Origin of the sequence: Amycolatopsis thailandensis, from assembly GCF_042723255.1 — a bacterium.
Taxonomy (GTDB): Bacteria; Actinomycetota; Actinomycetes; order Mycobacteriales; family Pseudonocardiaceae; genus Amycolatopsis; species Amycolatopsis thailandensis.
Genome location: NZ_JBHXJK010000062.1, coordinates 1 through 26,207, shown reverse-complemented (window position 1 = coordinate 26,207; position 26,207 = coordinate 1). Strand labels below are relative to the sequence as shown.

General features: G+C 67.8%; 27 protein-coding genes and 3 tRNA genes. 26 read left to right on the top strand and 4 right to left on the bottom strand.

Features of this window, described 5'->3' with window-relative positions; all coding sequences use genetic code 11:
• Window positions 1-108: 108 nt before the first annotated feature.
• The 6 genes from ACFWMR_RS24235 to ACFWMR_RS24210 all read left to right on the top strand — a co-directional run bounded on the left by ACFWMR_RS24235 (window position 109) and on the right by ACFWMR_RS24210 (window position 4,160).
• Complete coding sequence (locus ACFWMR_RS24235) at window positions 109-2,724, top strand: putative bifunctional diguanylate cyclase/phosphodiesterase (protein ID WP_378379995.1); 2,616 nt, start codon at window positions 109-111, stop codon at window positions 2,722-2,724.
• 79 nt (window positions 2,725-2,803) lie between these two features.
• A tRNA-Thr gene (locus ACFWMR_RS24230) sits at window positions 2,804-2,876 on the top strand.
• A 49-nt stretch (window positions 2,877-2,925) separates the two neighbouring features.
• Window positions 2,926-2,998: transfer RNA gene (locus tag ACFWMR_RS24225), tRNA-Met, on the top strand.
• A gap of 45 nt (window positions 2,999-3,043) precedes the next feature.
• Window positions 3,044-3,208, top strand: a complete 165-nt coding sequence (rpmG, locus tag ACFWMR_RS24220) for a 50S ribosomal protein L33 (RefSeq protein WP_005152047.1) — start codon at window positions 3,044-3,046, stop codon at window positions 3,206-3,208.
• A 101-nt stretch (window positions 3,209-3,309) separates the two neighbouring features.
• Complete coding sequence (locus ACFWMR_RS24215) at window positions 3,310-3,759, top strand: MaoC family dehydratase N-terminal domain-containing protein (protein WP_378379994.1); 450 nt, start codon at window positions 3,310-3,312, stop codon at window positions 3,757-3,759.
• A complete protein-coding gene (locus ACFWMR_RS24210) occupies window positions 3,756-4,160 on the top strand; it encodes a MaoC family dehydratase (protein WP_093932017.1) in 405 nt (134 codons plus the stop codon). Before ACFWMR_RS24215 ends, ACFWMR_RS24210 begins: the two co-directional genes overlap by 4 nt.
• Before the next feature lie 314 nt (window positions 4,161-4,474).
• On the opposite strand, the gene ACFWMR_RS24205 is transcribed toward ACFWMR_RS24210, so the two are convergent.
• Complete coding sequence (locus ACFWMR_RS24205) at window positions 4,475-5,407, bottom strand: SGNH/GDSL hydrolase family protein (protein WP_378380018.1); 933 nt, start codon at window positions 5,405-5,407, stop codon at window positions 4,475-4,477.
• 118 nt (window positions 5,408-5,525) lie between these two features.
• Here ACFWMR_RS24205 and ACFWMR_RS24200 point away from each other — a divergent pair, with 118 nt between their 5' ends.
• Window positions 5,526-5,741 (top strand): hypothetical protein, encoded by a 216-nt coding sequence (locus tag ACFWMR_RS24200; RefSeq protein ID WP_378379993.1) that lies wholly within the window; start codon window positions 5,526-5,528, stop codon window positions 5,739-5,741.
• Window positions 5,742-5,776: 35 nt separating this feature from the next.
• On the opposite strand, the gene ACFWMR_RS24195 is transcribed toward ACFWMR_RS24200, so the two are convergent.
• Both ACFWMR_RS24195 and ACFWMR_RS24190 read right to left on the bottom strand, forming a co-directional pair.
• Window positions 5,777-6,673 (bottom strand): TIGR03619 family F420-dependent LLM class oxidoreductase, encoded by an 897-nt coding sequence (locus tag ACFWMR_RS24195; protein ID WP_378379992.1) that lies wholly within the window; start codon window positions 6,671-6,673, stop codon window positions 5,777-5,779.
• Complete coding sequence (locus ACFWMR_RS24190; RefSeq protein WP_378379991.1) at window positions 6,670-7,899, bottom strand: pyridoxal phosphate-dependent aminotransferase; 1,230 nt, start codon at window positions 7,897-7,899, stop codon at window positions 6,670-6,672. Before ACFWMR_RS24190 ends, ACFWMR_RS24195 begins: the two co-directional genes overlap by 4 nt.
• Window positions 7,900-8,106: 207 nt before the next feature.
• Between ACFWMR_RS24190 and ACFWMR_RS24185 the strand changes: the two genes are divergently transcribed.
• From ACFWMR_RS24185 to ACFWMR_RS24160, 6 genes are all read left to right on the top strand, one after another.
• Window positions 8,107-8,179 (top strand) — tRNA-Trp (locus ACFWMR_RS24185).
• Between the two features lie 27 nt (window positions 8,180-8,206).
• The gene (gene secE / locus ACFWMR_RS24180) at window positions 8,207-8,659 is read left to right on the top strand and encodes a preprotein translocase subunit SecE (protein WP_037332751.1); all 453 of its coding nucleotides are present in this window, start codon (window positions 8,207-8,209) and stop codon (window positions 8,657-8,659) included.
• A gap of 76 nt (window positions 8,660-8,735) precedes the next feature.
• Window positions 8,736-9,593, top strand: a complete 858-nt coding sequence (gene nusG / locus ACFWMR_RS24175) for a transcription termination/antitermination protein NusG (protein WP_093932022.1) — start codon at window positions 8,736-8,738, stop codon at window positions 9,591-9,593.
• A gap of 78 nt (window positions 9,594-9,671) precedes the next feature.
• On the top strand, window positions 9,672-10,106 hold the full coding sequence (gene rplK / locus ACFWMR_RS24170; RefSeq protein ID WP_020633284.1) for a 50S ribosomal protein L11: 435 nt from the start codon (window positions 9,672-9,674) through the stop codon (window positions 10,104-10,106).
• A gap of 81 nt (window positions 10,107-10,187) precedes the next feature.
• A complete protein-coding gene (gene rplA / locus ACFWMR_RS24165; protein ID WP_191257301.1) occupies window positions 10,188-10,901 on the top strand; it encodes a 50S ribosomal protein L1 in 714 nt (237 codons plus the stop codon).
• 77 nt (window positions 10,902-10,978) lie between these two features.
• Window positions 10,979-11,743 (top strand): alpha/beta fold hydrolase, encoded by a 765-nt coding sequence (locus tag ACFWMR_RS24160; protein WP_093932024.1) that lies wholly within the window; start codon window positions 10,979-10,981, stop codon window positions 11,741-11,743.
• Between the two features lie 174 nt (window positions 11,744-11,917).
• Here ACFWMR_RS24160 and ACFWMR_RS24155 read toward each other — a convergent pair whose 3' ends face one another.
• Complete coding sequence (locus tag ACFWMR_RS24155; RefSeq protein WP_378379989.1) at window positions 11,918-12,763, bottom strand: hypothetical protein; 846 nt, start codon at window positions 12,761-12,763, stop codon at window positions 11,918-11,920.
• A gap of 328 nt (window positions 12,764-13,091) precedes the next feature.
• On the opposite strand from ACFWMR_RS24155, the gene rplJ reads away from it, so the two are divergent.
• The 13 genes from rplJ (at window position 13,092) to ACFWMR_RS24090 (ending at window position 26,045) form a co-directional block, all read left to right on the top strand.
• The gene (gene rplJ / locus ACFWMR_RS24150) at window positions 13,092-13,643 is read left to right on the top strand and encodes a 50S ribosomal protein L10 (RefSeq protein ID WP_005152070.1); all 552 of its coding nucleotides are present in this window, start codon (window positions 13,092-13,094) and stop codon (window positions 13,641-13,643) included.
• Between the two features lie 48 nt (window positions 13,644-13,691).
• The gene (gene rplL, locus ACFWMR_RS24145) at window positions 13,692-14,078 is read left to right on the top strand and encodes a 50S ribosomal protein L7/L12 (protein WP_191257298.1); all 387 of its coding nucleotides are present in this window, start codon (window positions 13,692-13,694) and stop codon (window positions 14,076-14,078) included.
• 510 nt (window positions 14,079-14,588) lie between these two features.
• Window positions 14,589-15,761 (top strand): ABC transporter ATP-binding protein, encoded by a 1,173-nt coding sequence (locus ACFWMR_RS24140; protein WP_005152073.1) that lies wholly within the window; start codon window positions 14,589-14,591, stop codon window positions 15,759-15,761.
• 38 nt (window positions 15,762-15,799) lie between these two features.
• Window positions 15,800-16,552: an MlaE family ABC transporter permease gene (locus tag ACFWMR_RS24135; RefSeq protein WP_020633292.1), complete on the top strand. Its 753-nt coding sequence runs from the start codon at window positions 15,800-15,802 to the stop codon at window positions 16,550-16,552.
• A 3-nt stretch (window positions 16,553-16,555) separates the two neighbouring features.
• The gene (locus ACFWMR_RS24130) at window positions 16,556-17,392 is read left to right on the top strand and encodes an MlaE family ABC transporter permease (protein WP_005152080.1); all 837 of its coding nucleotides are present in this window, start codon (window positions 16,556-16,558) and stop codon (window positions 17,390-17,392) included.
• Window positions 17,389-18,726, top strand: coding sequence for an MCE family protein (locus ACFWMR_RS24125; RefSeq protein WP_378379988.1), 1,338 nt, complete (start codon window positions 17,389-17,391; stop codon window positions 18,724-18,726). The genes ACFWMR_RS24130 and ACFWMR_RS24125 overlap by 4 nt, the downstream gene beginning before the upstream one ends.
• Window positions 18,723-19,754 (top strand): MCE family protein, encoded by a 1,032-nt coding sequence (locus tag ACFWMR_RS24120; RefSeq protein WP_378379987.1) that lies wholly within the window; start codon window positions 18,723-18,725, stop codon window positions 19,752-19,754. Before ACFWMR_RS24125 ends, ACFWMR_RS24120 begins: the two co-directional genes overlap by 4 nt.
• Window positions 19,751-20,737 (top strand): MCE family protein, encoded by a 987-nt coding sequence (locus tag ACFWMR_RS24115; protein ID WP_093932028.1) that lies wholly within the window; start codon window positions 19,751-19,753, stop codon window positions 20,735-20,737. The genes ACFWMR_RS24120 and ACFWMR_RS24115 overlap by 4 nt, the downstream gene beginning before the upstream one ends.
• Window positions 20,734-21,912, top strand: coding sequence for an MCE family protein (locus ACFWMR_RS24110; RefSeq protein ID WP_378379985.1), 1,179 nt, complete (start codon window positions 20,734-20,736; stop codon window positions 21,910-21,912). The genes ACFWMR_RS24115 and ACFWMR_RS24110 overlap by 4 nt, the downstream gene beginning before the upstream one ends.
• Window positions 21,912-23,111 carry an MCE family protein gene (locus ACFWMR_RS24105; RefSeq protein WP_093932030.1) on the top strand — a complete coding sequence of 400 codons (1,200 nt, stop codon included), beginning with the start codon at window positions 21,912-21,914 and terminating at the stop codon, window positions 23,109-23,111. Before ACFWMR_RS24110 ends, ACFWMR_RS24105 begins: the two co-directional genes overlap by 1 nt.
• Window positions 23,111-24,376, top strand: coding sequence for an MCE family protein (locus tag ACFWMR_RS24100; RefSeq protein WP_378275872.1), 1,266 nt, complete (start codon window positions 23,111-23,113; stop codon window positions 24,374-24,376). Before ACFWMR_RS24105 ends, ACFWMR_RS24100 begins: the two co-directional genes overlap by 1 nt.
• Before the next feature lie 31 nt (window positions 24,377-24,407).
• A complete protein-coding gene (locus ACFWMR_RS24095) occupies window positions 24,408-24,929 on the top strand; it encodes a hypothetical protein (protein ID WP_378275873.1) in 522 nt (173 codons plus the stop codon).
• A 120-nt stretch (window positions 24,930-25,049) separates the two neighbouring features.
• On the top strand, window positions 25,050-26,045 hold the full coding sequence (locus ACFWMR_RS24090) for a hypothetical protein (protein ID WP_378379984.1): 996 nt from the start codon (window positions 25,050-25,052) through the stop codon (window positions 26,043-26,045).
• Window positions 26,046-26,207: the final 162 nt, after the last annotated feature.

Sequence of the window (26,207 nt, the reverse complement as noted above, 5' to 3'; positions counted from 1 at the left end):
ATACTGTCTCGAATGGGACTTGGGTACGCCCTCCGGGGTACTGTATTGCCCTCGTCCCCGAGGTCGCGGTAGGACAGGACCGGTTGGGCAGCCGGGAAGGAAGGTCGGATGCCGGACACGAACGGCAGGCCCGCGAGCGCCGCACAGACGGCGGCGGGCAAGGGAGGCGCCGTTACGGAGGCTCGTACCGACGAGCGACGGTTCCGCGTCTACACCTTCGCGGTACTCACCATGGGCATCGCCGCCGCGGCCGCGGTCAGCCTGTGGCTGGACTTCGAGGCCTCGGACGATCTGCTCTGGATCGGGCCGATCCTCGCGCTCGCGTTCCTGCTCGCCGAACAGCTCGGGATCAACGTCGACGTCCGCAGCGGCATCTCGTGGACGATCTCGTTCACCGAGATCCCGCTGGTCATCGGATTCTTCGTCGCTCCCTTCGAAGTCGTCCTCGCCGCGCATCTCGCGGCGGGCATCGGAACCCTGCTGGCGCGCAAGGTCGCGGGCCGGGTCCTCTACAACGCCGGCGCCTTCCTGCTGGAGATCACCGGCGCGTTCGCCGTGGCGGGACTGGTGAAACAGGCCTCCGGCGCCCACGACATGACCTGGATCGCCGCGCTGGCAGGCACTTTGACCGCGCCGCTGGTCAGTACGCTGCTCGCGCTCGCCGCCGTCCGCGTGCTGCGCCGCCGCATGCGGGTCAGCACCGCGATCCGGCTGACCGGCCGCATCCTCGTCGTCGGCTTCGTCAACGCCTCGGTCGGTCTTTCCGGTTATTTGGTCATTTCCGGTACGCCGAAGGCCTGGCCGCTCGTGCTGGCCGTGTTCCTCGGGCTCACCGCGTTGTACTGGGCGTACTCCGACCTGCTCCGCGAGCAGCGCGACATGGAAGCCCTGTCCGACGTCAGCCTGATGGTCGCGCGATCCGGCCAGCAGGCCGCCGCGCGACCCGCCGGGCGCGCCGACGAACTCGTCGGCGGTGTGGACGTCCGCGAGTGGGCGACCATCGCCGAACGCGTCAAAGACCAGCTCGCGGCCGGCCGTGTCGTGCTCAGGCTGCGACTGGAACCCAAGGACACCATGCGGATGGTCGTCGCGGGTGACGAACTGCCGCCCGTCGACCCGGCCGCCGACGACCCGCTGCTGCGTCTGCCCGGCGCGCACGTCCGGCATTTCCGGATCACCGAAGCCAATCCCGACGTCCGCTCCGCCTTGCTCGACCGCGGCGCACAGGAGGCGCTGGTCGTCCCGCTGCGGAGCGCGAACCAGCTCCTCGGCGTCGTCGAAGCGCACGACAGGCTGTCCCGCTGGCGTGGTTTCGGCAAGTACGACATCCAGCTGCTCGGCACCATGGCCAGCCATCTCGCGACGTCGCTGGACAACCGGCGCCTGCTCGCGACCCTGCGCCACGACGCCTACCACGACCCGCTGACCGGCCTGCTCAACCGGCCGGGCTTCCGCCAGGTGGCCAAGGAACCGCTGCGAGAACAGGTCGACGCGGTCGTGCTGAGGGTCGACCTGGACGTCTTCTCCACCGTCAGCGACGCCCTCGGGTACGTGTGGGCCGACCGGATGGTCATCGCGGCCGGACGGCGGATCCGCGACGCGCTCGGCCCCGACGTCCCGCTCGCCAGGCTCGAAGGCGCGTCCTTCGCGGCGCTTCTCGTCGGCTGCGCGCCGGAGCGCGCCCAGGCCGCCGCGGAACTGCTTCGCGCGGAGCTCGTCGCCCCGTACCCGGTGGACCGGCTCTCCGTCGAAGCCAACGCGATGATCGGTTTCGCCACGTCGTCGGCGGAGGACGACGAGCAGGTCGACGTCGACGGGCTCCTGCAACGCGCCGACGTCGCCGTCCGGGCGACCAAGGGCGGCGAAGAGGTCCGCGGCTACATGGCCAGCATGGGCCAGATCTTCATGCGCCGGTTCCAGATGGTCACGCAGTTCCGGCAGTCGCTGGAAGAAGGCCAGCTGAGCGTCCACTACCAGCCGAAGATCACCTTGCCGAACCGGCAGATCCAGGGTGTCGAGGCGCTCGTGCGCTGGGTGCATCCGGAGTTCGGCAGGCTCGGGCCGGACGAGTTCGTCCCGGCGATCGAAGCCGCCGGCCTCATCGGCGTCCTGACGTCCTTCGTGCTCGAAGAGTCGTTGAAGCGCGTCCGGAAGTGGCTCGACGAAGGCCTGCGCATCTCGGCGGCGGTGAACCTGTCGGTGCGCAACCTGGCCGACGAGGACTTCCCGACGAAGGTCGCGCGCGAACTCGACCGCTTCGGCATCCCGCCGGAACTGCTCACCTTCGAGCTGACCGAATCCGGTGTGATGTCCGACCCGCAGAAGGCGCTGCCGATCCTGCGGGAGCTGCACTCGCTGGGCATCGTGCTCGCCGTCGACGACTTCGGCACCGGCTACTCGTCGCTGGCCTACCTGCGGCAGCTCCCGGTCGACCAGGTCAAGATCGACAAGAGCTTCGTCCTCGGGATGGGCACGGACCTCGGCGACCTCGCCGTCGTGCGGTCCATCGTCGAACTGGGCCACTCGCTCGGCCTCACGGTCGTGGCGGAGGGGGTCGAGGAAGACGTCGCGCGGGATCAGCTCGAAGCGATGGGCTGTGACGTGGCTCAGGGCTACCTCATCTCGCGGCCGCTGCCGGAGGACCGCCTGGAGGCGTGGCTCCAGGCGCGCACGGCGCGTTCGCCGGGTCGACACTCCGAGACCGTCTTGACCCTGCTGACCTGAGGTTTTGCGGTAACGTACCCCCCTGTTTCAGGCGTCGCCGAGGACTTGCTAATCTTTCCAAGTCCTCGCGAGAGGCAAGGCCCCTTTAGCTCAGTCGGCAGAGCGTTTCCATGGTAAGGAAAAGGTCTACGGTTCGATTCCGTAAAGGGGCTCGCGACCTCAGCCGCGTCACGCAAGCGTGTCGCGGCCAGGTTCATGTAAGGCGGTGTAGCTCAGCTGGCAGAGCAAGCGGCTCATAATCGCTGTGTCGCCGGTTCAAGTCCGGCCACCGCTACGCGGTAATCCTGGGTATCCCAGGCCTAGTAGAGAAGGAAATGCTGTGGCTGCCACTGACGTGCGACCGAAGATCACGCTCGCGTGTGAGGAGTGCAAGCACCGCAACTACATCACCAAGAAGAACCGGCGCAACAACCCGGATCGCCTGGAGATGAAGAAGTTCTGCCCGAACTGCGGTACGCACCGGACTCACAAAGAGACCCGCTGAGCGTTCAGCGTTCTCCAAGCGCGGTTCTACCTGTCTCACCCGAAGCCGTCCTGGTCACCAGGGCGGCTTCGGGTCTTTTCCGGGTTCGGTAGCCTGCTCGGGTGGCCTTGGACCAGTCGTTCACCGGGCGGGCGTACCCGCCGACCAGTACCTATGAAGTGAGTCGCGAGAAGATCCGGGAGTTCGCCGACGCGCTCGGCGACACGAACCCGCTCTACCGCGACACCGAAGCGGCGAAGGCGGCCGGCTACCCCGACGTCATCGCGCCGCCGACGTTCCTCACGATCATCAACCTCGCCTCGATCAACGCGATCGTCTCCGACCCGGAGCTGGGTCTCGACTATTCGCGGATGGTCCACGGCGACCAGCGGTTCACCTACATGCGGCCGGTGCACGCGGGCGACGTCCTGTCGCTCACCACGTACATCGACAACATCATGACCCGCGCCGGGAACGACTTCATCAACCTGCGCGCCGAGATCTCCGGCGCCGACGGCGGCCTGATCGCCACCACGTACGCGCAGCTCGTGGTTCGAGGGGAGGGCGCGTGAGCACGTTCACCGCCGGGGAAGAACTGGCTCCGCTGACCGTCGAGATCACCAGGGACCAGCTGGTGCGCTACGCCGGGGCTTCGCTGGACTTCAACCCCATCCACTGGAACGAGGCCTTCGCCAAGGAGGTCGGCCTTCCGGACGTCATCGCGCACGGCATGCTGACCATGGCGCTGGGGTCGCGGCTCGTCACGGACTGGCTCGGCGACCCGGGCCGCCTCGTCGACTATTTCGCGCGCTTCACGCGCCCCGTGGTCGTGCCGAACGACGGCGCCGCGACGATCGAGTTCACCGGGAAGGTCGCCGTGGTCAACGACGACGGCACCGCGCGGGTGGACATCACCGCCAAGTTCGAGGGCAAGGCGGTCCTCGGAAAGGCGCAAGCGGTCGTCCGCGCCTGACCCCAAAGCGATAGCAAGGGACCCTTGCTATCGCCTCTCTCAACGTTGAGATAGGTGATAGCAAAGGTCCCTTGCTCTCTTTTCGCAGGTCGGCGAGGGTGCGGAGAACCCGGGTCGGCTCGCGAAGCCGACTGTGTGGATTTTGGTGCGTCAGATGACCAGAAATCCACACAGTGCGCCCGGCCGGTCCAGTCACGCGGGCTGGATGGACAGGTGTGTGGAGATAGAGACGTTCAGTGTCCCTATTTCCACACACCCCTCGCTGGGGATACCGCCGCAACCCCAAGCCGCGACCCGACACGCCGCTTCGCGCCCTACGCGACCTTCAGCAGCTTCCCGATGACCTCCGCCATCCCTTCCTCGCCCCGCGCGTTCGGGTGCAGCGGTGCGGCGGGGACCGAGGGCGCCGGGCCCTCCACCCATCGCCGGTTCGCGGCGCTGCACATGTCCCGCCCCTTGCTCGCGGTCGACATGTCGGCGAAGCCCGCTTTGTGCTCCTTGGCCGTGTCCTGAAGCGTGGTGTTCAGCCGCTTCAGCGAGTCGCGGAAGTAGGCCACGTCCCCCTCGCCGACCGGCAGGACCGGCCAGCAGCCGGCGTTGTCGTCCGGAAGCACCGTCGGGTACCCCACGACCACGATGCGCGCTTCAGGCGCCTTCGAGCGGATCTGGTCCAGGATCCCGCCGAGCCGGTCCGCCGCGGCGGCGATCCGCTCGGCCAGCTGGTCGCGTCCGCCCGCGGTCAGCTGGGTCTTGCAGGGCGAAGCGGTCTGCTGCTGCGTCGCGCACTGGCCCGCGAGGTCGGCGAGGCCCGCGTCGTTGCCACCGATCCCGACGGTCACCAGCGTCGTGTCCCCGTTGATCGCGTCGAGCTGCGGAGCGTTCGTGCCGTCCCGGGTCTTCTGCTCGCCGGTGAGATGCTCGGTCGTCGCGCCACCACAGCTGACATCGACGAACTCCGCCGGACGCAGCTTCGCGGCGAGCAGGCTCGGGTAGTTGTTGTCCGAACGGTCGCAGCCCACCGGTGAGCCCACGGCCCGTCCGGTGCCCGGCGAGGCCGTATAGGAGTCACCCAGTGCCACGTACCGGCCCGTGCCCTCCGAAGTCGTCACCCCGGCCGGTGTCACCGACGTCCCTCGCTCCCAAAGGTGGTAAGCGATCCCCAGGACGGACAGCACGATCACCAGGAAGAGGCAGCCGCCGCCAGTTCTCCGCTGCGTCACCCGTTCGTTGTACGCGACCCGGGTCACTCTTGTCATCGGTCCGACCGTCGGTGAACTACGCGTGAACGGGTGATCACCGGTTGCCTGAGACGTGGATCACGTTCAGGGTGAGGCGCGTACCTGGCACCGAGGAAAGGCGAAAGACGTGAGCCTGAACTTGAACAAGCTGGTCGACAAGGCGTGGGAGGACAAAGGCATCAACGAGCTGCTGGACGCTCCGCCGTCCGCGCTCGAGGGCCTGACCAAGAAGCACGACGAACTCCTCGCCGAGCTCAAGATCAAGACCATTCGGGACCTCGGCAACTGGAAGTACGCCGCGAAGGCCCACGCACTCGTCCAGCTCGCCGACGGCGAATCCTGACCGCTGGAGGCCCTTCCCCGTCCGGGGAGGGGCCTTCAGGCCTTCGGGACGAGATCGCGCAGCTCAGCGGCCAGATCGAGGGCATGGGCGACGTCCCGCGCGAGGTAGTGCGGGTCGACGAAGGCCTCGCTGATCCCGGTTTCGGCGGCGGCCTCCAGCTGCGCCGCGACGTCCTTGAGATCCGAGCCGGGTTTCGGGTTGATCCGCAGCACCCGCCGCAGCGTGCCGGGGTCGCGGCCCGCATCCTCGGCCGCGTTCGCCACGGTCTCCCACAGCTTCGCCAGATACGGCGCGGGCAGTCCCGCGGGCAGCCAGCCGTCCGCGCGGCGGCCGACGCGCTCCAGCGCCGTCACCGACAGCCCACCCAGCAACACCGGCGGATGCGGGCTCTGGGCCGGCCGCAGTCCCACCTTCGACGCCGGGATCCGCCAGCGTTCGCCCTCGTGCTCGAAAGGACCCTCTGTCCAGAACTTTCGTAGGATTTCCAGAAGTTCCTCCAGCTGCCCGCCGCGACCCTTCCAGGGCGTGCCCGTCGCGGTGTACTCGTCGCGTAGCCAGCCGGTGCCCAAGCCGACGTCCAGACGGCCCCCACTCACCTGATCCAGTGAAGTGAGCATCCGCGCGAGCACCACGGCCGGATACACCGTTCCGGTGAGCGTGCTGGTGCCGAGCCGGACCTTCTTCGTGACGCTCGCGGCCGCCGTCAGCAGGATCAGCGGATCGCCGAAGGTGACGAATTCCGGTGGGTACGGCCGTTCCGGGGTGCCGCCGGGATAGAAGTCCGACGGTGAGACCGGGGCCAGCACCCGATCCCCGACCCACAAGGACTCGTACCCGAGTTCTTCGGCCGCCGTGGCGAAACCGGTGACGGCGTCCAGCGACGCGAGGGGACCGTACTGCGGAAGGGTGATCCCCAGGCGCATCGTGGTCACCGCGCTTCCGCGAGCAGACGGCCCATCCTGGTGATCCCCTCGGCGAGATCGTTTTCGTTCAGCGCGTAGGAGATCCGGAAATACCCGGGTGTCCCGAACGCCTCGCCGGGTACCACGGCGACCTCGGCCTCGCGCAGGATCAGATCGGCCAGCGCCACCGTATCGGCCGGTCGCTCCCCGCGAATCTCCTTGCCCAGCAAAGCTTTGACCGCCGGGTAGACGTAAAAAGCGCCGAGCGGCACCGGAGTTTCCACTCCCGGGATCTCGGAAAGCAGGGAGAGCGCCGTTTTGCGCCGGGTGTCGAAGGCGTCGCGCATCGCGTGGACGGCGTCGAGCGGACCGCTCACCGCCGCCAGCGCGGCCCGCTGCGCGACGTTCGAAACGTTGCCGCACAAGTGCGACTGGTACGCCGTCGCCGCCTTGATCACGTCCTGCGGGCCGAGCATCCAGCCCACCCGCCAGCCGGTCATCGAGTACGTCTTCGCGACCCCGTTGAGGACGATCGTCCGGTCGGCGAGCTCCGGGACCAGGACAGGCATCGAAGGCGCTTCGGTGCCGTCGTAGACCAGGTGCTCGTAGATCTCGTCGGTGATGACCCAGAGGCCGTTCTCGTGCGCCCAGCGCCCGATGGCCTCGACCTGCTCGCGTGGGTACACCGCGCCCGTCGGGTTCGACGGCGAGACGAACAGCAGCACCTTCGTGCGCGGCGTCCTGGCGGCTTCGAGCTGCTCGACGGTGACCAGGTAGCCCGTCGTCTCGTCGGCCGTGACCTGCACTCCGACGCCGCCGGCGAGGGCGATCGACTCCGGGTAGGTCGTCCAGTACGGCGCGGGCAGCAGCACCTCGTCGCCCGGGTCGAGCAGCGTCGCGAACGCCGAGTAGACCGCCTGCTTGCCGCCGTTGGTCACCAGGACACGGCCGGGGTCGACCTCGAAGCCGGAATCGCGGACTGTCTTCGCCGCGATCGCTTCGCGCAGCTCCGGCAGCCCGCCCGCGGCGGTGTAGCCGTGGTTCACCTTGTCCCGGACGGCCGCTTCGGCGGCTTCGAGCACGTTGTCCGGGGTGGGGAAATCGGGCTGACCGGCGCCGAAGCCGATCACCGGACGGCCCTGCGCCTTGAGCTCCCGGGCCTTCGCGTCGACGGCCAGCGTGGCCGACGGCGTGATGCCGCCGATCCGGGCCGAGACGCGGGTGGCGGCCGAAGGCGAGGGTGCGGGAGCGCTCATGGCCACATCGTGGCACGATCATGGGGTCGGCCGTGGGGGAGTTTCCCCGCGGAAGGCTGCTCCGCGCCGCTTTGAGGGGGCGCGGTTGCGAAGCTGTTCGGGGGTTGCCGTAGACTTCTGGTCTCGGAACGCACTACGGTCATCCCCGCCACGGCGGTGGGGACGATGGAATGCGTCCTCGGGAGCTCCAGACCATCGGAGCTCCAAAGGGGTGTAGCTCAATTGGCAGAGCAGCGGTCTCCAAAACCGCAGGTTGCAGGTTCAAGTCCTGTCACCCCTGCGTAAGCGAACTGGTGAAGGCGGAGGAGTGGTCGTGAGCGACAGCGACGCCAGCGGTGAGAAGGCGCAGGACGACGCCGGGCAGAAGCCCGACGAGCAGTCCCGCCCGGTGACCGCCGCTGCCCGGCGTGAGCGCCGTGCGTCCGCGCGCCCGTCCGGTAAGGCCGACGCCAAGTCGGACGACAAGACCCGCCCCGCCGGCAAGGCGAAGGCCGGGGACAAGACCGAGAAGTCCAAGGACGCCAAGGGCACGGCGACCCCGAAGCGCGACCGCAAGCCGAAGCAGGCGTCGATCTTCGCCCGGCTGATGCGCTTCATCCGCGAGGTCTGGGCCGAGCTGCGCAAGGTCATCTGGCCGAACCGCAAGCAGATGGTCACCTACACCGCGGTGGTGCTGGTCTTCGTGGTGTTCATGGTGGCGCTGGTGAGCGGCCTCGACCTGGCCTTCAAAGAGGTCGTCGGTGCCGTCTTCGGCAGCTGAGGCAGCCGGTCGCGGTGCTTGAGCGCACCGCACGGTGGCCTGCGCCACGGCAACCGATCAACTGAGAGGACGGAACGTGACCTCCGACAACGGCACAGCAGCCGGTCATGAGCTGACCGAGCTTTCCGACGAGCAGGTGCACGCGGCACTCGGCGACGAGCAGTCCGAGCACCTGGACTCCGTCGAGGTGCCCGCCGCAGGCGACGAGGTCGACGAAGCCGGAGATGTCGCGGAGGCCGACGAGGCGTCCGTCGAGACCGACGACACCGCAGCCGACGACGCCGAGCCCGTCGAGGCCGAGGCCGACGAGAACGTCGATCCGGTCGCGAAGCTGCGCGCGGAACTCAACGCCGCTCCCGGTGAGTGGTACGTCGTGCACTCGTACGCGGGTTACGAGAACAAGGTGAAGACCAACCTCGAGACCCGGACCCAGACGCTGGACGTCGAGGACTACATCTTCCAGATCGAGGTCCCGACCGAAGAGGTCACCGAGATCAAGAACGGCCAGCGCAAGCAGGTGCAGCGCAAGGTGCTGCCCGGCTACATCCTGGTCCGGATGGACCTGAACGACGCCTCGTGGAGCGCGGTGCGCAACACGCCGGGTGTCACCGGGTTCGTCGGCGCCACGTCGCGTCCGTCGCCGCTGACCGTGGACGAGGTGCTCAAGTTCCTCGCGCCCAAGGTCGAGACGGCCGCCCCCGCCAAGCCCGGCAAGGGCGAGGCCGCTTCCGCGGAGTCCCAGCTGGGCGCCCCCGCGGTCGAGGTGGACTTCGAGATCGGCGAGTCGGTCACCGTCATGGACGGCCCGTTCGCGACGCTGCCCGCGACGATCTCCGAGGTCAACGTGGACGGACAGAAGCTGAAGGTCCTGGTGTCGATCTTCGGCCGGGAGACCCCGGTCGAGCTGTCGTTCAACCAGGTCTCCAAGATCTGACGGCCGCCAGACGGCCGGCAGTCCCCGCGTACTGGCAGGTGTGCGGGGGACTCAAGTCAGTAAGAAGGATCAAACGAAATGCCACCCAAGAAGAAGAAGCTTGCGGCGATCATCAAGCTGCAGATCAAGGCGGGTGCGGCCAACCCCGCGCCGCCGGTCGGCCCCGCGCTGGGTCAGCACGGCGTCAACATCATGGAGTTCTGCAAGGCCTACAACGCCGCGACCGAGTCGCAGCGCGGGGACGTCGTCCCGGTCGAGATCTCCGTGTACGAAGACCGTTCGTTCGACTTCAAGCTCAAGACGCCGCCGGCCGCGAAGCTGCTGCTGAAGGCCGCGGGCGTGGAGAAGGGCTCCGGCGAGCCGCACAAGACCAAGGTCGCCAAGGTCACCTGGGACCAGGTCCGCGACATCGCGAAGACCAAGGAATCCGACCTGAACGCGCACGACATCGACCAGGCCGCGAAGATCATCGCCGGCACCGCCCGCTCCATGGGCATCACGGTCGTCGACTGAGTTCCACCCCGCTCCACCGTGGGAGAGCCAGTGCTGGCTCCAACACCACACTGATCCGTTGAAGAGTTAAGGACAGAAGCAATGCCCAAGCACAGCAAGGCCTACCGTCAGGCTCTTGAGCTGGTGGACCGCGAGCGGCTCTACGCCCCGCTCGAGGCCGCGAAGCTGGCCAAGGAGACCTCCTCCAAGAAGATGGACGCCACCGTCGAGGTCGCCATGCGCCTCGGTGTCGACCCTCGCAAGGCCGACCAGATGGTCCGCGGCACCGTGAACCTGCCGCACGGCACCGGTAAGACCGCCCGCGTCATCGTTTTCGCCGTTGGTGACAAGGCCGCCGAGGCCGAGGCCGCTGGCGCGGACGTGGTCGGTACGGACGAACTGATCGAGCGCATCCAGGGTGGCTGGCTCGAGTTCGACGCCGCGATCGCGACGCCGGACCAGATGGCCAAGGTCGGGCGCATCGCCCGCATCCTCGGCCCGCGTGGCCTGATGCCGAACCCGAAGACCGGCACCGTGACCCCCGCGGTCGCGAAGGCCGTGGCGGACATCAAGGGCGGTAAGATCAACTTCCGCGTGGACAAGCAGGCCAACCTGCACTTCGTCATCGGCAAGGCCTCGTTCGACACCGACAAGCTGGTGGAGAACTACGCGGCCGCGCTGGACGAGATCCTGCGCGCCAAGCCGTCGTCGGCGAAGGGTCGCTACCTGAAGAAGGTCACGATCTCCACGACGATGGGCCCGGGTGTCCCGGTCGACCCGGCCCGGACCCGCAACCTCCTCTCCGAGGACGCGTGAGTCTGAGTTAGACATCACTGACAAGGGGGCGGTCCCGCTACGGCGGGGCCGCCCCTTTTTCGTGTTTGCTGGAGGGCATGCCTACCTTCGCGTCGTTCGACGGGCTTCAGCTGAACTACACCGCTTGGGAAGGTGAAGGGCGCCCGGTACTGCTGCAACACGGTTTCGCCGCGGACACGAACGCCAACTGGATCGCGCCCGGCGTCGTCGACACCCTCCAGGACGCGGGGCTGCCCGTGATCAGCCTGGACGCGCGTGGGCACGGACGGTCGGCGAAGCCGCATGACGAGGCCAGTTACGGCGACGACGCGATGGTTCGCGATGTGTCGGCTCTGCTCGACTGCCTCGGTCTCGACGAGGTTTCGATGGTGGGCTACTCGATGGGCGCGATGATCGCGCTCGGCGCGGTGGCCGCCGACCCGCGGATCCGGTGCCTCGCGATCGGCGGGGTCGGCTCGGGGATCGTCGACTTCGGGGGCGTGGACACGCGGGTGGTCACGCCGGAGGCGATCAGCGAGGCGATGCTCGCTTCGGACCCTTCGACGCTGCCGCCGTCCTCGATGCCTTTCAGGGTGCTGGCCGACGGTCTGCGGGCCGACCGGATCGCGCTGGCCGCCGTCGCGCGCGGGACGGCGAACCCGAAACTGGACCTGACCGCGATCGCCGTGCCGACCCTCGTCCTGGCCGGGGACGCCGACCCGCTGGCCGCCGAGCCCGAACGTCTGGCCGCCGCCATCGCCGGCGCCCGCCTCGTCCGGATCCCCGGCGATCACATGACCGCCGTCATGCACCCCGCCTTCGGCTCCGCCCTGACCGGCTTCCTGGCCTCGCACGACCTCTGACCAGACCCGCGTTTAGCCCCCTAATCGCGATCCGGCCCCCGCACTTGCGTTTCGCGGGCTAATCGCGACGCGGGGCGCGCGTCGCCTTTAGCGGGCTAAACGCGATCCGGCGGGCACTTGCGTTTAGCCCGCTAATCGCGATCTGGTGGCAGGAAGACCAGGTCAGAGCGGGGGTCAGTTGCCGGTGGGAGGGGCGGGGCAGGGCTCCGGGGAGTTCGCGTGGCCGGTGATCAGCCACTGCCCCATCTCGACTTCCTGCAAGGTGAAGCTGCCCAGCAGCGGGCCGCCTCGGATGCTGTACCAGCACGAGTGGATCGTCAGGTTCTGCCGCGGGACCACGCTCGACATCGGGCGCACCGCGTAGATGTACGGCGTGATGTCGGTGACCTTGGCGTTCAGTGCCGGGACGGCGGTCGCGCAGTCCGGGTAGCCGAGGTCCCGGGCGAACTGGACCTGCGCCTGTTCGCTCATCGACAGGCAGACCTTCTCGACCCGGGTGGCAGGCGGGTACGGCTTGCCGATCGTGTCGTAGATGGCCCGCACGGCTTCCCAGGGGTTGGTCGAAAGCACCTGGTTGGTGTGGTGCTTGCCGCCGCCGCCCTGCACGAATTCCGCAGTGGTCTGCCCGGCGTCACTGGGGAAGATCTGCCGGTAGGCGATCGTCGCCCCGACACAGATCAGCACGATCACGATCACCCAAGCGAGAAGCTTCCCGCCCAGACGTCGCAGCCAGCGCGGCATGCGGGGCCGGGGGGCGGGCACGAGTTCGCCGGGCGGCGGGCCAGGAGGCGCCGGCGGCTGGCCTCCGTAGTGCTGGGTCACGGGCTGCGCGGGCTGGGCCGGAACGAGGCCCTGGTTCTGCGCCTCGGTGAACTTCAGATAGTCCTGGAACTGCTGAAACTGCTGGAACTGACGCAGTTGCTCCTCGTCCAGCCGAGGCGCGGGCTGACCTCCCGCCTTGGGCTCGATGTCCGTGCCGGGCTCGTTGCCCGGCTTTCCGTCATCACGCTGCTCCGCCACGTCACCATGATGCCTCGCGAGACCTCCGGCGCACTCCGCCGGTCGCGTTTAGCCCGCTAAACGCGATCTGGTGGGACCCAGTGCGAGTGGTGGGAGAGGGTCGCGTATTCTTGTCAAGGTTCTACCGAAGACCGCTGGTCTTCTCCTGGTCATCTGGCCCGGAGAACGAAGGCCCCGCTAGGGCGGGCGACCCGCGCAGGAGGAACGAGGCTCGCACACGACGCACGTCGTCGTGTGCCCTGACGCCCCGCGCCTGTCTGCGCTGGGGCGTTTCGTCGTTTCAGGGCTCTCAAGGCCAGTGGACCACTAGCCAAGAGAGGAGGCGACCATGGCGAAGCCCGACAAGGAGGCGGCCGTCGCCGAGATCGCGGAGAGCTTCCGCAGCAGCTCGGCCACAGTCGTTACCCAGTACACCGGCCTCTCCGTGTCCCAGCTGTCCCAGCTGCGCCGCGCTCTCGGCACCAGTGCCAAGTACCGGGTCGCGAAGAACACCCTCGTCAAGCGTGCCGCCACGGACGCGGGCATCGAGGGCCTTGAAGACCTGTTCGTCGGCCCGACCGCGATCGCCTTCGTCGAAGGTGAAGCTGTTGACGCCGCGAAGGCGCTTCGCGACTTCGCGAAGGACAACAACGCGCTTGTGATCAAGGGCGGCTTCATGGACGGCAAGACGCTGTCCGTGGACGAGATCAACCAGATCGCCGATCTCGACAGCCGTGAGGTCCTGCTCGCCAAGGCGGCGGGCGCGTTCAAGGCGAAGCTGTCCCAGGCCGCCGCGCTGTTCCAGGCGCCGGCGTCCCAGGTCGCTCGCCTGGCTGCCGCGCTGGAGGAGAAGCAGCGCAACGCCGGTACCGAAGCAGCCGAAGCACCCGCCGAGAGCTGAACACCCCCCACCCCGAACTTTTAGTTCGTTTCAGAGAGGAAAGCCACCATGGCGAAGCTGAGCACCACCGAGCTGATCGACGCCTTCAAGGAGCTCACCCTTCTTGAGCTGTCCGAGTTCGTCAAGGAGTTCGAGACCACCTTCGATGTGACCGCGGCCGCCCCGGCTGCCGTCGTCGCCGCCGCCCCGGGTGCCGCCCCCGCCGCGGCCGCCGAGGAGCAGGACGAGTTCGACGTCGTTCTCGAGTCCGCCGGTGACAAGAAGATCCAGGTCATCAAGGTCGTCCGTGAGGTCGTCTCGGGTCTGGGCCTGAAGGAGGCCAAGGAGCTGGTCGAGGCCGCTCCCAAGGCCCTCCTGGAGAAGGTCGACAAGGAGGCCGCCGAGGCCGCCAAGGAGAAGCTCGAGGCCGCGGGCGCCAAGATCGCCATCAAGTGATCTGAGGCGCGTCAGCGCCTACCGCAGCACCGTCGAAGGGGCGGGCATCCACTCTGGATGCCCGCCCCTTCGCTGTCTCCGGCCCACCGCCCCGACCTGCGTTTAGCCCCCTAATCGCGACGCGTAGCCACGCTAAGCACCTGGGCTCGCGCAGGGCACCGGATCGCGTTTAGCCCGCTAAACGCGATCCGGCGGCGCGAGGGCGCTGACCTGCGTTTAGCGGGCTAAACGCGACGCGGCGCCGCGGGAAGCGGAGAGGGGGCCTGTCGTGGATCTGCGGCCGAGGGTGACGTGCACTACGGTGCCGCTAGCGGTGCACGGGCAGGCGGCGGGCTGCGCGAAAAGTTACCCGCGGGTCTGGCCAGAAAAGAAAACTGGTGAGTAACCTGTTCGCACTCAGCTCGTTGCACCTGGTTGACGCGGGTATCGCTGCGCGAACGCATGCGTCCTCCCGGGCCAGTGGCACGGGACGGCAGTGCGCGACGACGCGGAACAGCTCCTGGAGGTGCGATGGGTGCCGAGGTGGTCATCGAAGGTCTTTCCAAGTCCTTCGGTAAGCAGGCCATCTGGCGGGACGTCACGCTGACCCTGCCTCCGGGCGAGGTCTCGGCGATGCTCGGACCGTCCGGAACCGGTAAGTCCGTCTTCTTGAAGTCGATGATCGGGCTGCTCAAGCCGGACAAGGGCCGGTGCATGATCAACGGCGTCGACATCGTGACGTGCTCCGAGCACCAGCTCTACGAGGTGCGCAAGCTCTTCGGCGTCCTCTTCCAGGACGGCGCGCTGTTCGGCTCGATGAACCTCTACGACAACGTGGCCTTCCCCCTGCGGGAGCACACGAAGAAGTCGGAGACCGAGGTCCGCCGGATCGTGCTCGAGAAGCTCGAGATGACCGGTCTCAACGGCGCCGACAAGAAGCTGCCCGGCGAGATCTCCGGCGGTATGCGCAAGCGCGCCGGCCTCGCCCGCGCACTGGTGCTGGACCCGCAGATCATCCTGGTCGACGAGCCGGACTCCGGCCTCGACCCGGTCCGCACCACCTACATCTCCCAGCTCTTCCTGGACGTCAACGCGCAGATCGACGCGACGTTCCTGATCGTCACGCACAACATCAACCTCGCCCGCACCGTCCCGGACAACCTGGGCATGCTCTTCCGCAAGGAACTGGTCATGTTCGGCCCGCGCGAGGTGCTGCTGACCAGCGAGGAGCCGGTCGTCAAGCAGTTCCTCAACGGCAAGATGGACGGCCCGATCGGCATGAGCGAGGAGAAGGACTCGGCCCAGCTCGCCGCGGAGCGCGCGATGTTCGAGGCCGGTCACCACTCGGGCGGTGTCGAGGACGTCAGCGGGGTGCCGCCGCAGATGCAGCCGACGCCCGGCGTGCCGACCCGGATGGGCGCGGTCCGCCGCAAGGACCGCGTCATGCAGATCCTGTCCGGTCTCCCGCACGAGGCGCAGCAGAGCATCATCGAGTCGCTCTCCCCGGAGGAGCAGCAGCGCTACGGCGTCCGCCCGCAGCGGCTCGCCGCCGCCGGCCACCGTTCCGCGCCGCAGAACGACGGCCCGATGCCGAACCACCACCAGGGTCAGCTGCCCGACGATCAGGTCGCCTCCATCCCGCATCCGGGGAGACCGGGCAACCACCGTTTGCGGCCACATGATCCGGGGTCAGGTGGCGCGTGAGCTCTCCCGCTTCATCGGCGAAGATCCCCGGGATCGGCATGTTGCGCGAGACCGGGAACCTGTTCGCCCTTGGCCTCGACATCGTTCGTGGCATTTTCCAGCGCCCGTTCCAGCTGCGGGAGTTCATCCAGCAGGCCTGGTTCATCGCGAGCGTCACGATCCTGCCGACGGCGCTCGTCGCGATCCCGTTCGGCGCGGTCATCTCGCTCCAGTTCGGTTCGCTCGCCCGCCAGCTCGGCGCCCAGTCCTACACGGGCGCCGGGTCGGTGCTCGCCACCGTCCAGCAGGCCAGTCCGCTGGTCACGGCGCTGCTGGTCGCGGGCGCCGGCGGTAGCGCCGTCTGCGCCGACATCGGCGCGCGGACCATCCGTGAAGAGATCGACGCCATGGAGGTGCTCGGCGTCTCCGCGGTGCAGCGGCTGATCGTGCCGCGCGTGCTCGCGATGATGCTGGTGGCGCTCCTGCTGAACGGCATGGTCAGCGTCATCGGCGTGCTCGGCGGCTACTTCTTCAACGTCGTCCTCCAGGGCGGGACGCCGGGCGCGTACCTGGCGAGCTTCTCCGCGCTGGCCCAGCTTCCCGACCTCTGGGTCGGCGAGCTGAAGGCGCTGATCTTCGGCTTCATCGCCGCTGTCGTCGCCTCCTACCGGGGACTGAACCCGTCCGGCGGCCCGAAGGGCGTCGGCGACGCGGTGAACCAGTCGGTCGTCATCACGTTCCTCATGCTGTTCGTGGTGAACTTCGTGATCACGCTGATCTACCTGCAGATCGTGCCCGGAAAGCTGGACTGACGGATGACTTTTCTCCAGGGCGCCAAGCGGGTCGCCAACCGTCCTTTGCAGACTCTGGACAACCTCGGTGACCAGATGTCGTTCTACGGCCGCGCGTTGCTGTGGACGCCGCGGACGTTGCGCCGCTACACCAAAGAGGTCCTGCGGCTGCTCGCCGAAGTGAGCTTCGGTTCCGGCTCGCTCGCCGTCATCGGCGGCACGGTCGGCGTGATGGTCGGCCTGACGCTGTTCACCGGTGTGCTCGTCGGCCTGCAGGGCTACTCGGCGCTGAACTCGATCGGCACCTCGGCCTTCACCGGCTTCCTGACCGCGTTCTTCAACACCCGCGAGATCGCCCCGCTGGTCGCCGGCCTCGCGCTTTCGGCGACGGTCGGCGCCGGGTTCACCGCCCAGCTGGGCGCGATGCGGATCTCCGAGGAGATCGACGCGCTCGAGGTCATGGGCGTGCCGAGCCTGCCGTACCTGGTGACGACGCGGATCATCGCCGGTTTCGTCGCGGTCATCCCGCTGTACGTCATCGGCCTGCTCAGTTCGTATCTCGCGTCCCGGTTGGTCGTTATCTACATCTACAACCAGTCAGCGGGTACCTACGACCATTACTTCGACCTGTTCTTACCACCACAGGATGTGCTGTATTCGTTCATCAAGGTGCTGTTGTTCAGCGTCTTGATCATCCTGTCCCATTGCTATTTCGGATACCGGGCCTCCGGTGGCCCCGCCGGTGTCGGCGTGGCTGTCGGCAAGGCGGTGCGGCTGAGCATCGTCACGGTGTCCATCATGAACTTCTTCATCGGTTTCGCGATCTGGGGAACCGACGTCACGGTGAGGATCGCAGGATGATCGCGACAGTCCGGCGCAGGCTGTTGGGCTTGCTCTTGGTCGCCGTGCTCGTCGGTGGCGTGGCGCTGAGCATCGCGCTGTACCAACGGGCTTTCACGCCCGTGGTGAGCGTGAAGCTCCAGTCCGGCAGCATCGGGAACCAGTTGCTGAAGCAGTCCGACGTGAAGGTCCGCGGCCTCATCGTCGGTTCGGTGAAGGACATCGCCGCGACCCCGGACGGCGCGGAGCTCACTCTCGCGTTGAACCCGGAGTCGGCGAAACTGATCCCTCAGAACGTTTCCGCGCGATTCCTGCCGAAGACGTTGTTCGGCGAACGCTTCGTTTCCCTCGAAATCCCGGACGCTCCTTCGACGACGACGATCGCCGAAGGCGACGTGATCACCCAGGACCGCACGTCCGGCGCCGTCGAGCTGGAGCAGGCCTTCGCCCATCTGATGCCGGTGCTTCAGGCCGTCCAGCCGCAGAAGCTGTCGAGCACGCTTTCGGCGATCTCCACCGCCCTCAACGGCCGCGGTGGCCAGCTCGGCGACACCCTCTCGCAGCTCGGCAGCTACGTCGGGGACCTGAACCCGCACGAACCCCAGCTCCAGCAGAACCTCAAGGAACTGGCGAAGTTCTCGGACAACCTCAACGCCGTGGCCCCGGATCTGGTGCAGACCTTGGACAACCTGAGCACCACCACGCGCACCGTGGTGGACCAGAAGATGAACCTGCAGAACCTCTACGGCAGCGTCACCCAGGCCTCGGTCGACCTGCAGACCTTCCTGCGGAACAACGCCGACAACCTGATCCGGCTCGCCGACACCGCCCGCCCGACGGCGGAGCTGCTGGCGAAGTACGCGCCGGAGTACCCGTGCGTGATCGGGCAGATGGCGGACAACCTGCCGAAGATCGACAAGGCGCTCGGCAAGGGCACGAACCGGCCCGGTCTGCACGCGACCATCGAGATCACCGTCAACCGCGGGCCGTACCTGCCGGGCAAGGACGAGCCGAGGTTCGAGGACAAACGCGGTCCGCGCTGTTACGACCTGAAGCAGTTCCCGGACCCGTTCCCGCAGTACCCGCCGGACGGCCCGATCAAGGACGGCAGCACGGTCAAACCGCCGGCGCGGTCGGCCAACGACGGCCTTTCGCCCTCGAACGGCTACGCGAACGTCGGCGGTTACAACGGCGGGGGAGCGCCCGGCGGTAGCCCGTCCTACAGCGCTTCCGAATCGGACTTCCTCGCGCAGCTGGTCGCGCCGCAGGTCGGCATGTCCGCCTCGGACGTCCCCGGCTGGGGTTCGCTGCTCGTCGGCCCGCTCTACCGTGGGGCGGAGGTGCACGTCCAGTGAGGGGACTCCTTGCACCGCTGATCAAGCTCTGCGTCTTCGTCGTGGTCACCGTGCTGTTCACGACGATCCTCGGGATCAGCATCGCCAACATCAACACCACCAGCACCAACGCCTACAAGGCGCGGTTCAGCGACGCGACCCTGTTGCTGCCCAACGACGACGTCCGCATCGCGGGGGTCCGGGTCGGGCAGGTCAAGGACGTCCGCATCGTCGACCGGCGCCAGGCCGAGGTCGAGTTCGAAGTGGACGCCGGCCGCAAGCTGCCCGCCGGGGTCACCGCGCAGATCAAGTTCCGGAACCTGGTCGGCCAGCGCTACGTCTCGCTCGCGCAGGGCACCGATTCCTCCGGGAAGAACCTGGAGCCCGGCGGCAACATCCCGCTGGAGCGGACCACGCCCGCGCTCGACCTGACGCAGCTGTTCAACGGCTTCAAGCCGCTGTTCACCGCGCTCAACCCGGACGACATCAACAAGCTGTCCTACGAGGTCATCCAGGTTTTGCAGGGCGAAGGCGGCACGGTCGAAAGCCTGCTGAAGCACACCGCCTCGCTGGCCACCACGATCTCCGACAAGGACCAGGTGATCGGTGAGGTCATCGACAACCTGAACTCGGTGCTCGACACGGTCAACGCGCACACGCCGCAGCTGAACGACCTGATCGTCAAACTGCAGCAGCTGGTCTCCGGGCTGGCCGCGGACCGTGAGCCGATCGGTGACGCCATCGACTCGCTCGGCACTCTCGCCCAGACCACGTCCGGTCTGCTCGGCGAGGCCCGCGAGCCGCTCAAGCAGGACATCGCCGCGCTCGGCACGCTGACGAAGAACCTCAACGACAGCCAGCCGATCGTCGAGCACTTCATCCAGTTCCTGCCGCAGAAGGTGACGGCGCTGACCCGCACGGCCGACTACGGCTCCTGGTTCAACTTCTTCGCCTGTGAGCTGAAGGGGGCCGTCGCCCTGCCTCCGCTGATCAACGCGCCGATCGACCTGCCGCTGCTGCCGGTGAACCGGGCGAGGTGCACGGCATGAAGTCCTTCCAGAAACGCAATCCGATCCCGATCGCGCTGGTCGGTATCTCGGTGCTGCTGCTCGGTTTCCTCGCCGCGCTCAACTCCGAGGACCTGCCGGTGATCGGCGGCGGCACGACCTACACCGCGGACTTCAGCGAGGCCTCCGGTCTCCAGCAGGACAACGACGTCCGGGTCGCCGGGGTGAAGGTCGGCAAGATCTCCGACATCAAGCTCGACGGCGACAAGGTCCGGATCTCGTTCAAGGTCAAGGACGCCTGGCTTGGCGACAAGACCAGCGCGGCCATCAAGATCAAGACCGTGCTCGGCCAGAAGTACCTGGCGCTCGACCCGCAGGGCCAGCGCACGCTCGACCCGAGCGCGACCATCCCGCGTGAGCGCACGATGTCGCCGTTCGACGTCCTCGACGCCTTCCGTGGGCTTTCGCAGACCGTGGACGACATCGACACGACGCAGCTGGCGAAGAGCTTCGACGTCATCACGGAGACCTTCGCCGACACCCCGGCCGACGTGAAGGGCGCCCTGAACGGCCTTTCCCGCCTCTCGGACACCATCGCCAAACGTGACTCGCAGCTGTCGAGCCTGCTCGCGAACACGCGGCAGGTCTCGCAGACGCTCGTCGACCGCGACGCCGAGTTCCAGAAGCTGCTGGCCGACGGCAACAAGCTGCTCGGCGAGGTGTCCCGCCGCAAGGACGCGATCACCGCGCTGCTGGACGGCTCGCGCAACCTCGCCACCCAGCTCAAGGGCCTGGTCGACGACAACGACGCGCAGCTCGACCCGGTGCTCACCCAGCTCGACCAGCTGACCTCGATGTTGCAGCGCAACCAGGACGCCCTCGGCCAGGGCGTCGCCCGGTTCGCGCCGTTCATCCGGGTGTTCACGAACACGATCGGCAACGGCCGCTGGTTCGACAACTACATCTGCGGACTGGTCCTGCCGTCGTTCGGGCCGATCAACGACAAGGGGTGCTACGAGAAATGAGTACCCGTCTCGGTTCCAGCCTCGCCCGCGGCTTCACCATCGCGATCGTGCTCGCGCTGGTCGTCGCCGGCGCGCTGTGGTGGACGCTCAAGGACGCCGGCCGCAATCACGTGACCGCGTACTTCGCCGGCGCCGTCGGCCTCTACGAAGGCAACAGCGTCCGCATGCTCGGCGTCGACATGGGCACGGTCACCAAGATCCAGCCGATGGGCAACCAGGTCCGCGTCGAACTCGAATACGACCGCTCGGTGGCGGTGCCCGCCGACGCGAAGGCGATCATCGTGTCGCCGTCGCTGGTCAGCGACCGCTACGTGCAGCTGGCCCCGGCCTACAAGGGCGGCGCGCGGATCGCCGATGGCGCCGTCATCGGCCTCGACCGTACCGAGGTCCCCCTCGAGGTCGACGAGCTCGCCGCCAGCCTCTCCCGGGTCAGCAAGTCGCTCGGGCCCAACGGCGCCAACAAGAACGGTTCGCTGTCGAACCTGCTCGACACCGCCGCGAAGAACTTCGACGGCAACGGGCAGGCGCTGCACGACACGATCACGAAGCTCGGCCAGGCCGCGGGCACGTTGTCCGGCAACAAGGACGACCTGTTCAAGACGGTCGAGAACCTCGGCTCCTTCTCGCAGACGCTGGTCAACAGCGACTCGCAGGTCCGCGACTTCGAGCGGCAGCTCGCCGACGTCAGCGGATTCCTCGCGGGGGAGAAGGACAACCTCGCCGCGACGGTGAAGCAGCTGTCCGACACGCTCACCGCGGTGCAGGGGTTCATCGAGAAGAACCGCGACCGGCTCAAGTCCAATGTGGACAAACTGGCCAGCGTGACCAAGGTGCTCGTGGACCAGCGCGGCGCGCTCGCCGAGATCCTCGACGTCGCCCCGGTCGGCCTCGGGAACCTGGTCAACACCTACAACGCCTCGTCGGGCACGCTCGACGCGCGGGCCAACCTCAACGAGCTCACCCAGCCGCCGCTGGTGATGGTGTGCAACCTGCTCAAGCAGACCCCGGACGCGCTCGACGCCCTCGGCGACGCGTGCAAGGGGATCGCCGGACTGGTCGACGGGCTGGTGCCGCTGCCGTCGATCGCGCAGGTGATCCAGTCCTCGCAGGCGGGCCAGTTGCCGCCGCTGCCGCTGCCCATCGCCGGTCAGCTCTACGGAACGGCGGCCAAGTGATGAGGAAACTTGCTCTTATCGCCTCCGGAACGGTCGCCGCGCTGACGTTGAGCGGCTGCGGGTTCAGCGGGATCTACGACGTCCCGCTGCCCGGTGGCGCCGAACTCGGCGACCATCCGTACACGGTCAAGGTGCAGTTCCGGGACGTGCTCGACCTGACCCCGCAGGCCGGGGTGAAGGTCAACGAGGTCTCCATCGGCCGCGTCGAAGCGATCGGGCTGACCCAGGACGGCTGGAACGCCGAAGTCACCCTCCGGGTGAACGGTGACGTGAAACTGCCGGCGAACGCGCTGGCCAACGTCAAGCAGTCGAGCCTGCTCGGTGAGAAGTACGTCGAGCTGGCCGCGCCCGCCGACGGGCAGGGCAAGCTCGCCGACAACGCGGTGATCCCGCTGGCCCGCACGAACCGCAGCGTCGAGGTCGAAGAGCTGCTCGGCGCGCTTTCGCTGCTGCTCAACGGCGGCGGGGTCGAGCAGCTCAACACCATCACCAAGGAACTCAACAACGCCACCAGCGGCCGTTCGCCGGAGCTGAAGGCGTTGCTGAACAACACCAACGAGCTGGTCACGAACCTGGACAAGCAGTCCGCGAACATCACGCGGGCGCTCGACGGGCTGAACCGGCTCTCGCTCACCCTGAACGGCCAGAAGGACAAGCTGGTCGGCGCGGTCGACAACCTCGGTCCCGGCCTCGGCGTGCTGGAGCAGCAGCGCGGCCAGCTGGTGACCATGCTGAACGCGCTCAACAACCTCTCCGGTGTCGCCGTCGACACGGTGAACAAGAGCAAGGAAGACCTCGTCGCCGACCTCAAGGCGCTTCAGCCGACGTTGCAGAAGCTCGGCGAGGCCGGTTCGGATCTGCCGAAGGCGCTGGAGATCCTGCTGACGTTCCCGTTCAGCGACGCCGCGTACGACGGGGTCAAGGGTGACTACTTCAACCTGTTCGCGAAGGTCGACCTGAACTTGAACGAGATCCTCAAGAACCTCGGCCGAAGCAGGCAGAACCCGCTCCAGGACGTCATCCCGGTGCCGGGGCTGACCGGCGGGACCGAAGGACCGGGCGTGAACCCGCCGCTGCCGATCCCCGACAGCGTCGGCGGTGTCGCCGGTAACCAGGCGAGCGCGCCGCAGGGCGGCGGACAGCCGCGACAGACCGGACCCGCCGGGATCTTCGGCCTGCTCTCGGGAGGTGCCGGCTGATGCTGGTCCGTAGGACGAAAATCCAGCTGGTCGCTTTCGCGATCATCTCCGTGGTCTTCATCGTGTACGCGCTGATCCGGTTCGCCGGGCTCGGCCAGGTCTTCGGCGACGAGGGCTACACGGTGAAAATGCAGCTCAAGCAGTCCGGCGGCATCTTCGAGAACGCCGAGGTCACCTACCGCGGCTTCAACATCGGCCGGGTCGGCCAGCTGCGCCTGACCAAGACCGGCCTGGAGGCCGACCTCAACATCGCTCCGGACGCCCCGCAGGTGCCCGCCGATCTGGACGCCGTGGTCGCGAACCGGTCGGCGGTCGGCGAGCAGTTCGTCGACCTGCGGCCCAAGAGCGAGAAGGGGCCGTTCCTGAACGCGAGCTCGGTCATCCCGGCCGACAAGGTCAAGACGCCGGTGCCCACCGAGCAGCTCATCGGTGACCTCGACAGCCTCGCGGCGTCGGTGCCGACGGACTCGCTGCGCAAGGTCGTCGACGAGTCGTACGACGCCTTCAACGGCACCGGCCCGGACCTGCAACGGCTGCTCGACACCGCGCGGAGCTTCACCGCGACCGCGCAGGAGTACCTGCCGCAGACCGTCCAGCTGCTGGAGAAGGGCGGCCAGGTCCTCGAGACGCAGAACGACATGGCGAGCTCGATGAAGTCGTTCAGCGCCGACCTGAACAAGCTGTCCGGCACGCTGAAGAACTCCGACGCCGACATCCGGAAGCTGATCGGGATCACCCCGCAGGTGGCGAACCAGATCAGCTCGGTACTCGCCGAATCCGGGCCCGGGCTGGGCGCGCTGACGGCGAACCTGCTCACGACGTCCAACCTGCTGGTGACCCGGCTCGACGGCCTCGAGCAGGGGCTGGTGACCTACCCGATGCTGGCCGCGGGCGCGAACAGCGTCGCCAACGACGGCACCGCGCACCTGGGTCTCGCGCTCAACCTGTTCAACCCGCCTTCGTGCACCAAGGGCTACATCGGCCTCGACAAGTACCGCGAAGGCACCGACACGACGGTTCGCCCGCCGAAGGACGACGCGTACTGCGCCGAGCCGAAGGGCAGCCCGATCAACGTGCGCGGCTCGCAGAACGTGCCGTACAACGGGGTTCCGCAGATCCCGTCGGAAGGTGACGTCGCGAAGAACGCCGGCCGGTCCGCCGAGGAGCTGGCGGCCTTGCGCGCGGCGCAGGGCATGCCGAGCGTCCTGCAGAGCCCGGGGGTCAGCCTGGCCAGCCTGGGCGCGCTGCTGGGCCTGCCCGGCTGAGCCCGAGACCGTATACCTACCCTGGAGTGTCATGAGTTCTTCTCGATCGCGGACCCTGGTCCTCGGGGCGGCGGCGTTCGCCCTGGCCGCCTTCGTCGCCGCGGCGATCTTCGGTGTCCAGTGGGCTGTGGCCGCGTCGGACGACAACGCCGACCTGGCGCGCTCGCGCGACGAAGTGGTCGACGCGGGCGGCCGCGCGATCAAGGCGTACACCGAGGTCGACTTCGAGAACCTCGACGCGTTCTTCAATCAGCAGAAGGCCGTCTCCGACGACAAGATGAGCCAGCAGCTGGCGCAGCTGGAGCCGACGTACCGCAAGGCGCTCAGCGACGCGAAGACCAAGGTCGTGACCACGATCCAGGACATCGCGGTCGAGGAACTCGACGACCACGAGGGCAAGGCGAGCTTCCTCGCCGCCATCACCACCCAGGTCACCCAGGGCGACAAGGCGAGCTCGAAGGCGTTGCGCCTGGAGGTCTCGATGACCCGGGTCGGCGACGAGTGGAAGCTGTCCGGGATCGACAACGTGCCCCTCGTCGCGGCCGGTCAGTAAGAGCGTCACCTAGAACGGAGCCTCGTAGTGCCCCCCTCCCGTCGCCAGCCCCCTCGCAGCACTCCACCGGTGCGCCGCCCCCGGGTGGCCGGTCTGCGACGGCCCGCTTCCGCTTCCGAGGTGCCCGCCTCGGAAGCCTCCTCCACGGATGTGTCCGCGCCGGAGGTTTCCGCGCCGGAGGTCGTCTCCGAGGTCGACGAGACGCCGGTGGCGAAGCCGGCGCCGGTGCGGCGTCCGAGGCCTGCTCCTCGCCCCGCTCCTGTGGTCGAGCCTGAGGCCGTCGAGCCTGAGGTCGCCGAGCCTGCTTCGGCTGTTAAGGCCACTGAGCCCACTGAGTCCGTTGAGGACACTGCTGAGGTCGTAGAGACCCCCGAGGCGCCTTCGGAGGTCGAGGAGGCCCCAGAGGACTCTGACGCCCCTGAAGACGAGGTCGTCGCGAAGCCGAGTCCGCGGGCGAAGGCGCGTGCGGTCGCCGAGGAGAAGCCGGACGACATCGAAGAGGCCGAAGCCGAGGTCGCCGACGAGTCCTCCGAGACGAAGGCGAAGAAGCCGGGCTCCGGCAAGCTGATCCTGGCGGGCGCGCTGGTCGTCGTCGGGCTGCTGCTGGCCGCGACAGCGGTGCTGTTCAAGATCCAGGCCGACGACGTGTCCGGCTCGACGGACAACACGGCGCTGCTGGACGTCGCGAAGACAGCGCAGGTCAAGGACCAGGTCTCGAAGGCGACCGAGGCGCTGTTCTCGTACGACTACAAGAACATCTCGAAGACCGAGACCGCGGCGGGCGATCTGCTGGTCAACGACGAGGTGCGGGCGAAGTACAACCTGCTGATGGGCGAGGTCAAACGGCTGGCCCCGCAGCAGAAGATGGTCGTGACCTGCAAGGTCACCCGCAGCGCCGTCATCCGGCTGGAGGGCGACCGGGCCGACGTGATGGTGTTCGTCGACCAGAGCTCGACGCGGGCCGACACGAACAAGACCACCGCCGGGAGCGCGCAGCTGCACTTGAACGCGGAGCTGCAGGGTGACAAGTGGAAGATCACGGCGATGAACACCTACGCCGCTCCGCCGAACCCCGCGGCCTCCTCGGCCCCCGCCTCCGCGCCCCCCTCCAAGTAACCCCCGGATCGCGTTTAGCCCGCTAAACGCGATCCGGTGCCGTCACGCCCCTGTCGCCCGGACCTGCGTTTAGCCCCCTAATCGCGATCCGGCGCCACGCTCACCCGCGGGCCCGTGTCCGGTCCGTGAAGGCCTCCTTGAGGGACTCAGAGTCACTCAAGG

Bases quoted from the DNA above. Each gene is read 5' to 3' on its own strand.
- ACFWMR_RS24235 (WP_378379995.1), top strand. From the start codon at position 109: ATGCCGGACACGAACGGCAGGCCCGCGAGCGCCGCACAGACGGCGGCG.
- ACFWMR_RS24190 (WP_378379991.1), bottom strand. From the start codon at position 7,899: ATGAGCGCTCCCGCACCCTCGCCTTCGGCCGCCACCCGCGTCTCGGCC.
- rplK (WP_020633284.1), top strand. From the start codon at position 9,672: ATGCCACCCAAGAAGAAGAAGCTTGCGGCGATCATCAAGCTGCAGATC.
- rplA (WP_191257301.1), top strand. From the start codon at position 10,188: ATGCCCAAGCACAGCAAGGCCTACCGTCAGGCTCTTGAGCTGGTGGAC.
- ACFWMR_RS24160 (WP_093932024.1), top strand. From the start codon at position 10,979: ATGCCTACCTTCGCGTCGTTCGACGGGCTTCAGCTGAACTACACCGCT.
- rplJ (WP_005152070.1), top strand. From the start codon at position 13,092: ATGGCGAAGCCCGACAAGGAGGCGGCCGTCGCCGAGATCGCGGAGAGC.
- rplL (WP_191257298.1), top strand. From the start codon at position 13,692: ATGGCGAAGCTGAGCACCACCGAGCTGATCGACGCCTTCAAGGAGCTC.
- ACFWMR_RS24140 (WP_005152073.1), top strand. From the start codon at position 14,589: ATGGGTGCCGAGGTGGTCATCGAAGGTCTTTCCAAGTCCTTCGGTAAG.
- ACFWMR_RS24135 (WP_020633292.1), top strand. From the start codon at position 15,800: ATGTTGCGCGAGACCGGGAACCTGTTCGCCCTTGGCCTCGACATCGTT.
- ACFWMR_RS24130 (WP_005152080.1), top strand. From the start codon at position 16,556: ATGACTTTTCTCCAGGGCGCCAAGCGGGTCGCCAACCGTCCTTTGCAG.
- ACFWMR_RS24125 (WP_378379988.1), top strand. From the start codon at position 17,389: ATGATCGCGACAGTCCGGCGCAGGCTGTTGGGCTTGCTCTTGGTCGCC.
- ACFWMR_RS24115 (WP_093932028.1), top strand. From the start codon at position 19,751: ATGAAGTCCTTCCAGAAACGCAATCCGATCCCGATCGCGCTGGTCGGT.
- ACFWMR_RS24110 (WP_378379985.1), top strand. From the start codon at position 20,734: ATGAGTACCCGTCTCGGTTCCAGCCTCGCCCGCGGCTTCACCATCGCG.
- ACFWMR_RS24105 (WP_093932030.1), top strand. From the start codon at position 21,912: ATGAGGAAACTTGCTCTTATCGCCTCCGGAACGGTCGCCGCGCTGACG.
- ACFWMR_RS24100 (WP_378275872.1), top strand. From the start codon at position 23,111: ATGCTGGTCCGTAGGACGAAAATCCAGCTGGTCGCTTTCGCGATCATC.
- ACFWMR_RS24095 (WP_378275873.1), top strand. From the start codon at position 24,408: ATGAGTTCTTCTCGATCGCGGACCCTGGTCCTCGGGGCGGCGGCGTTC.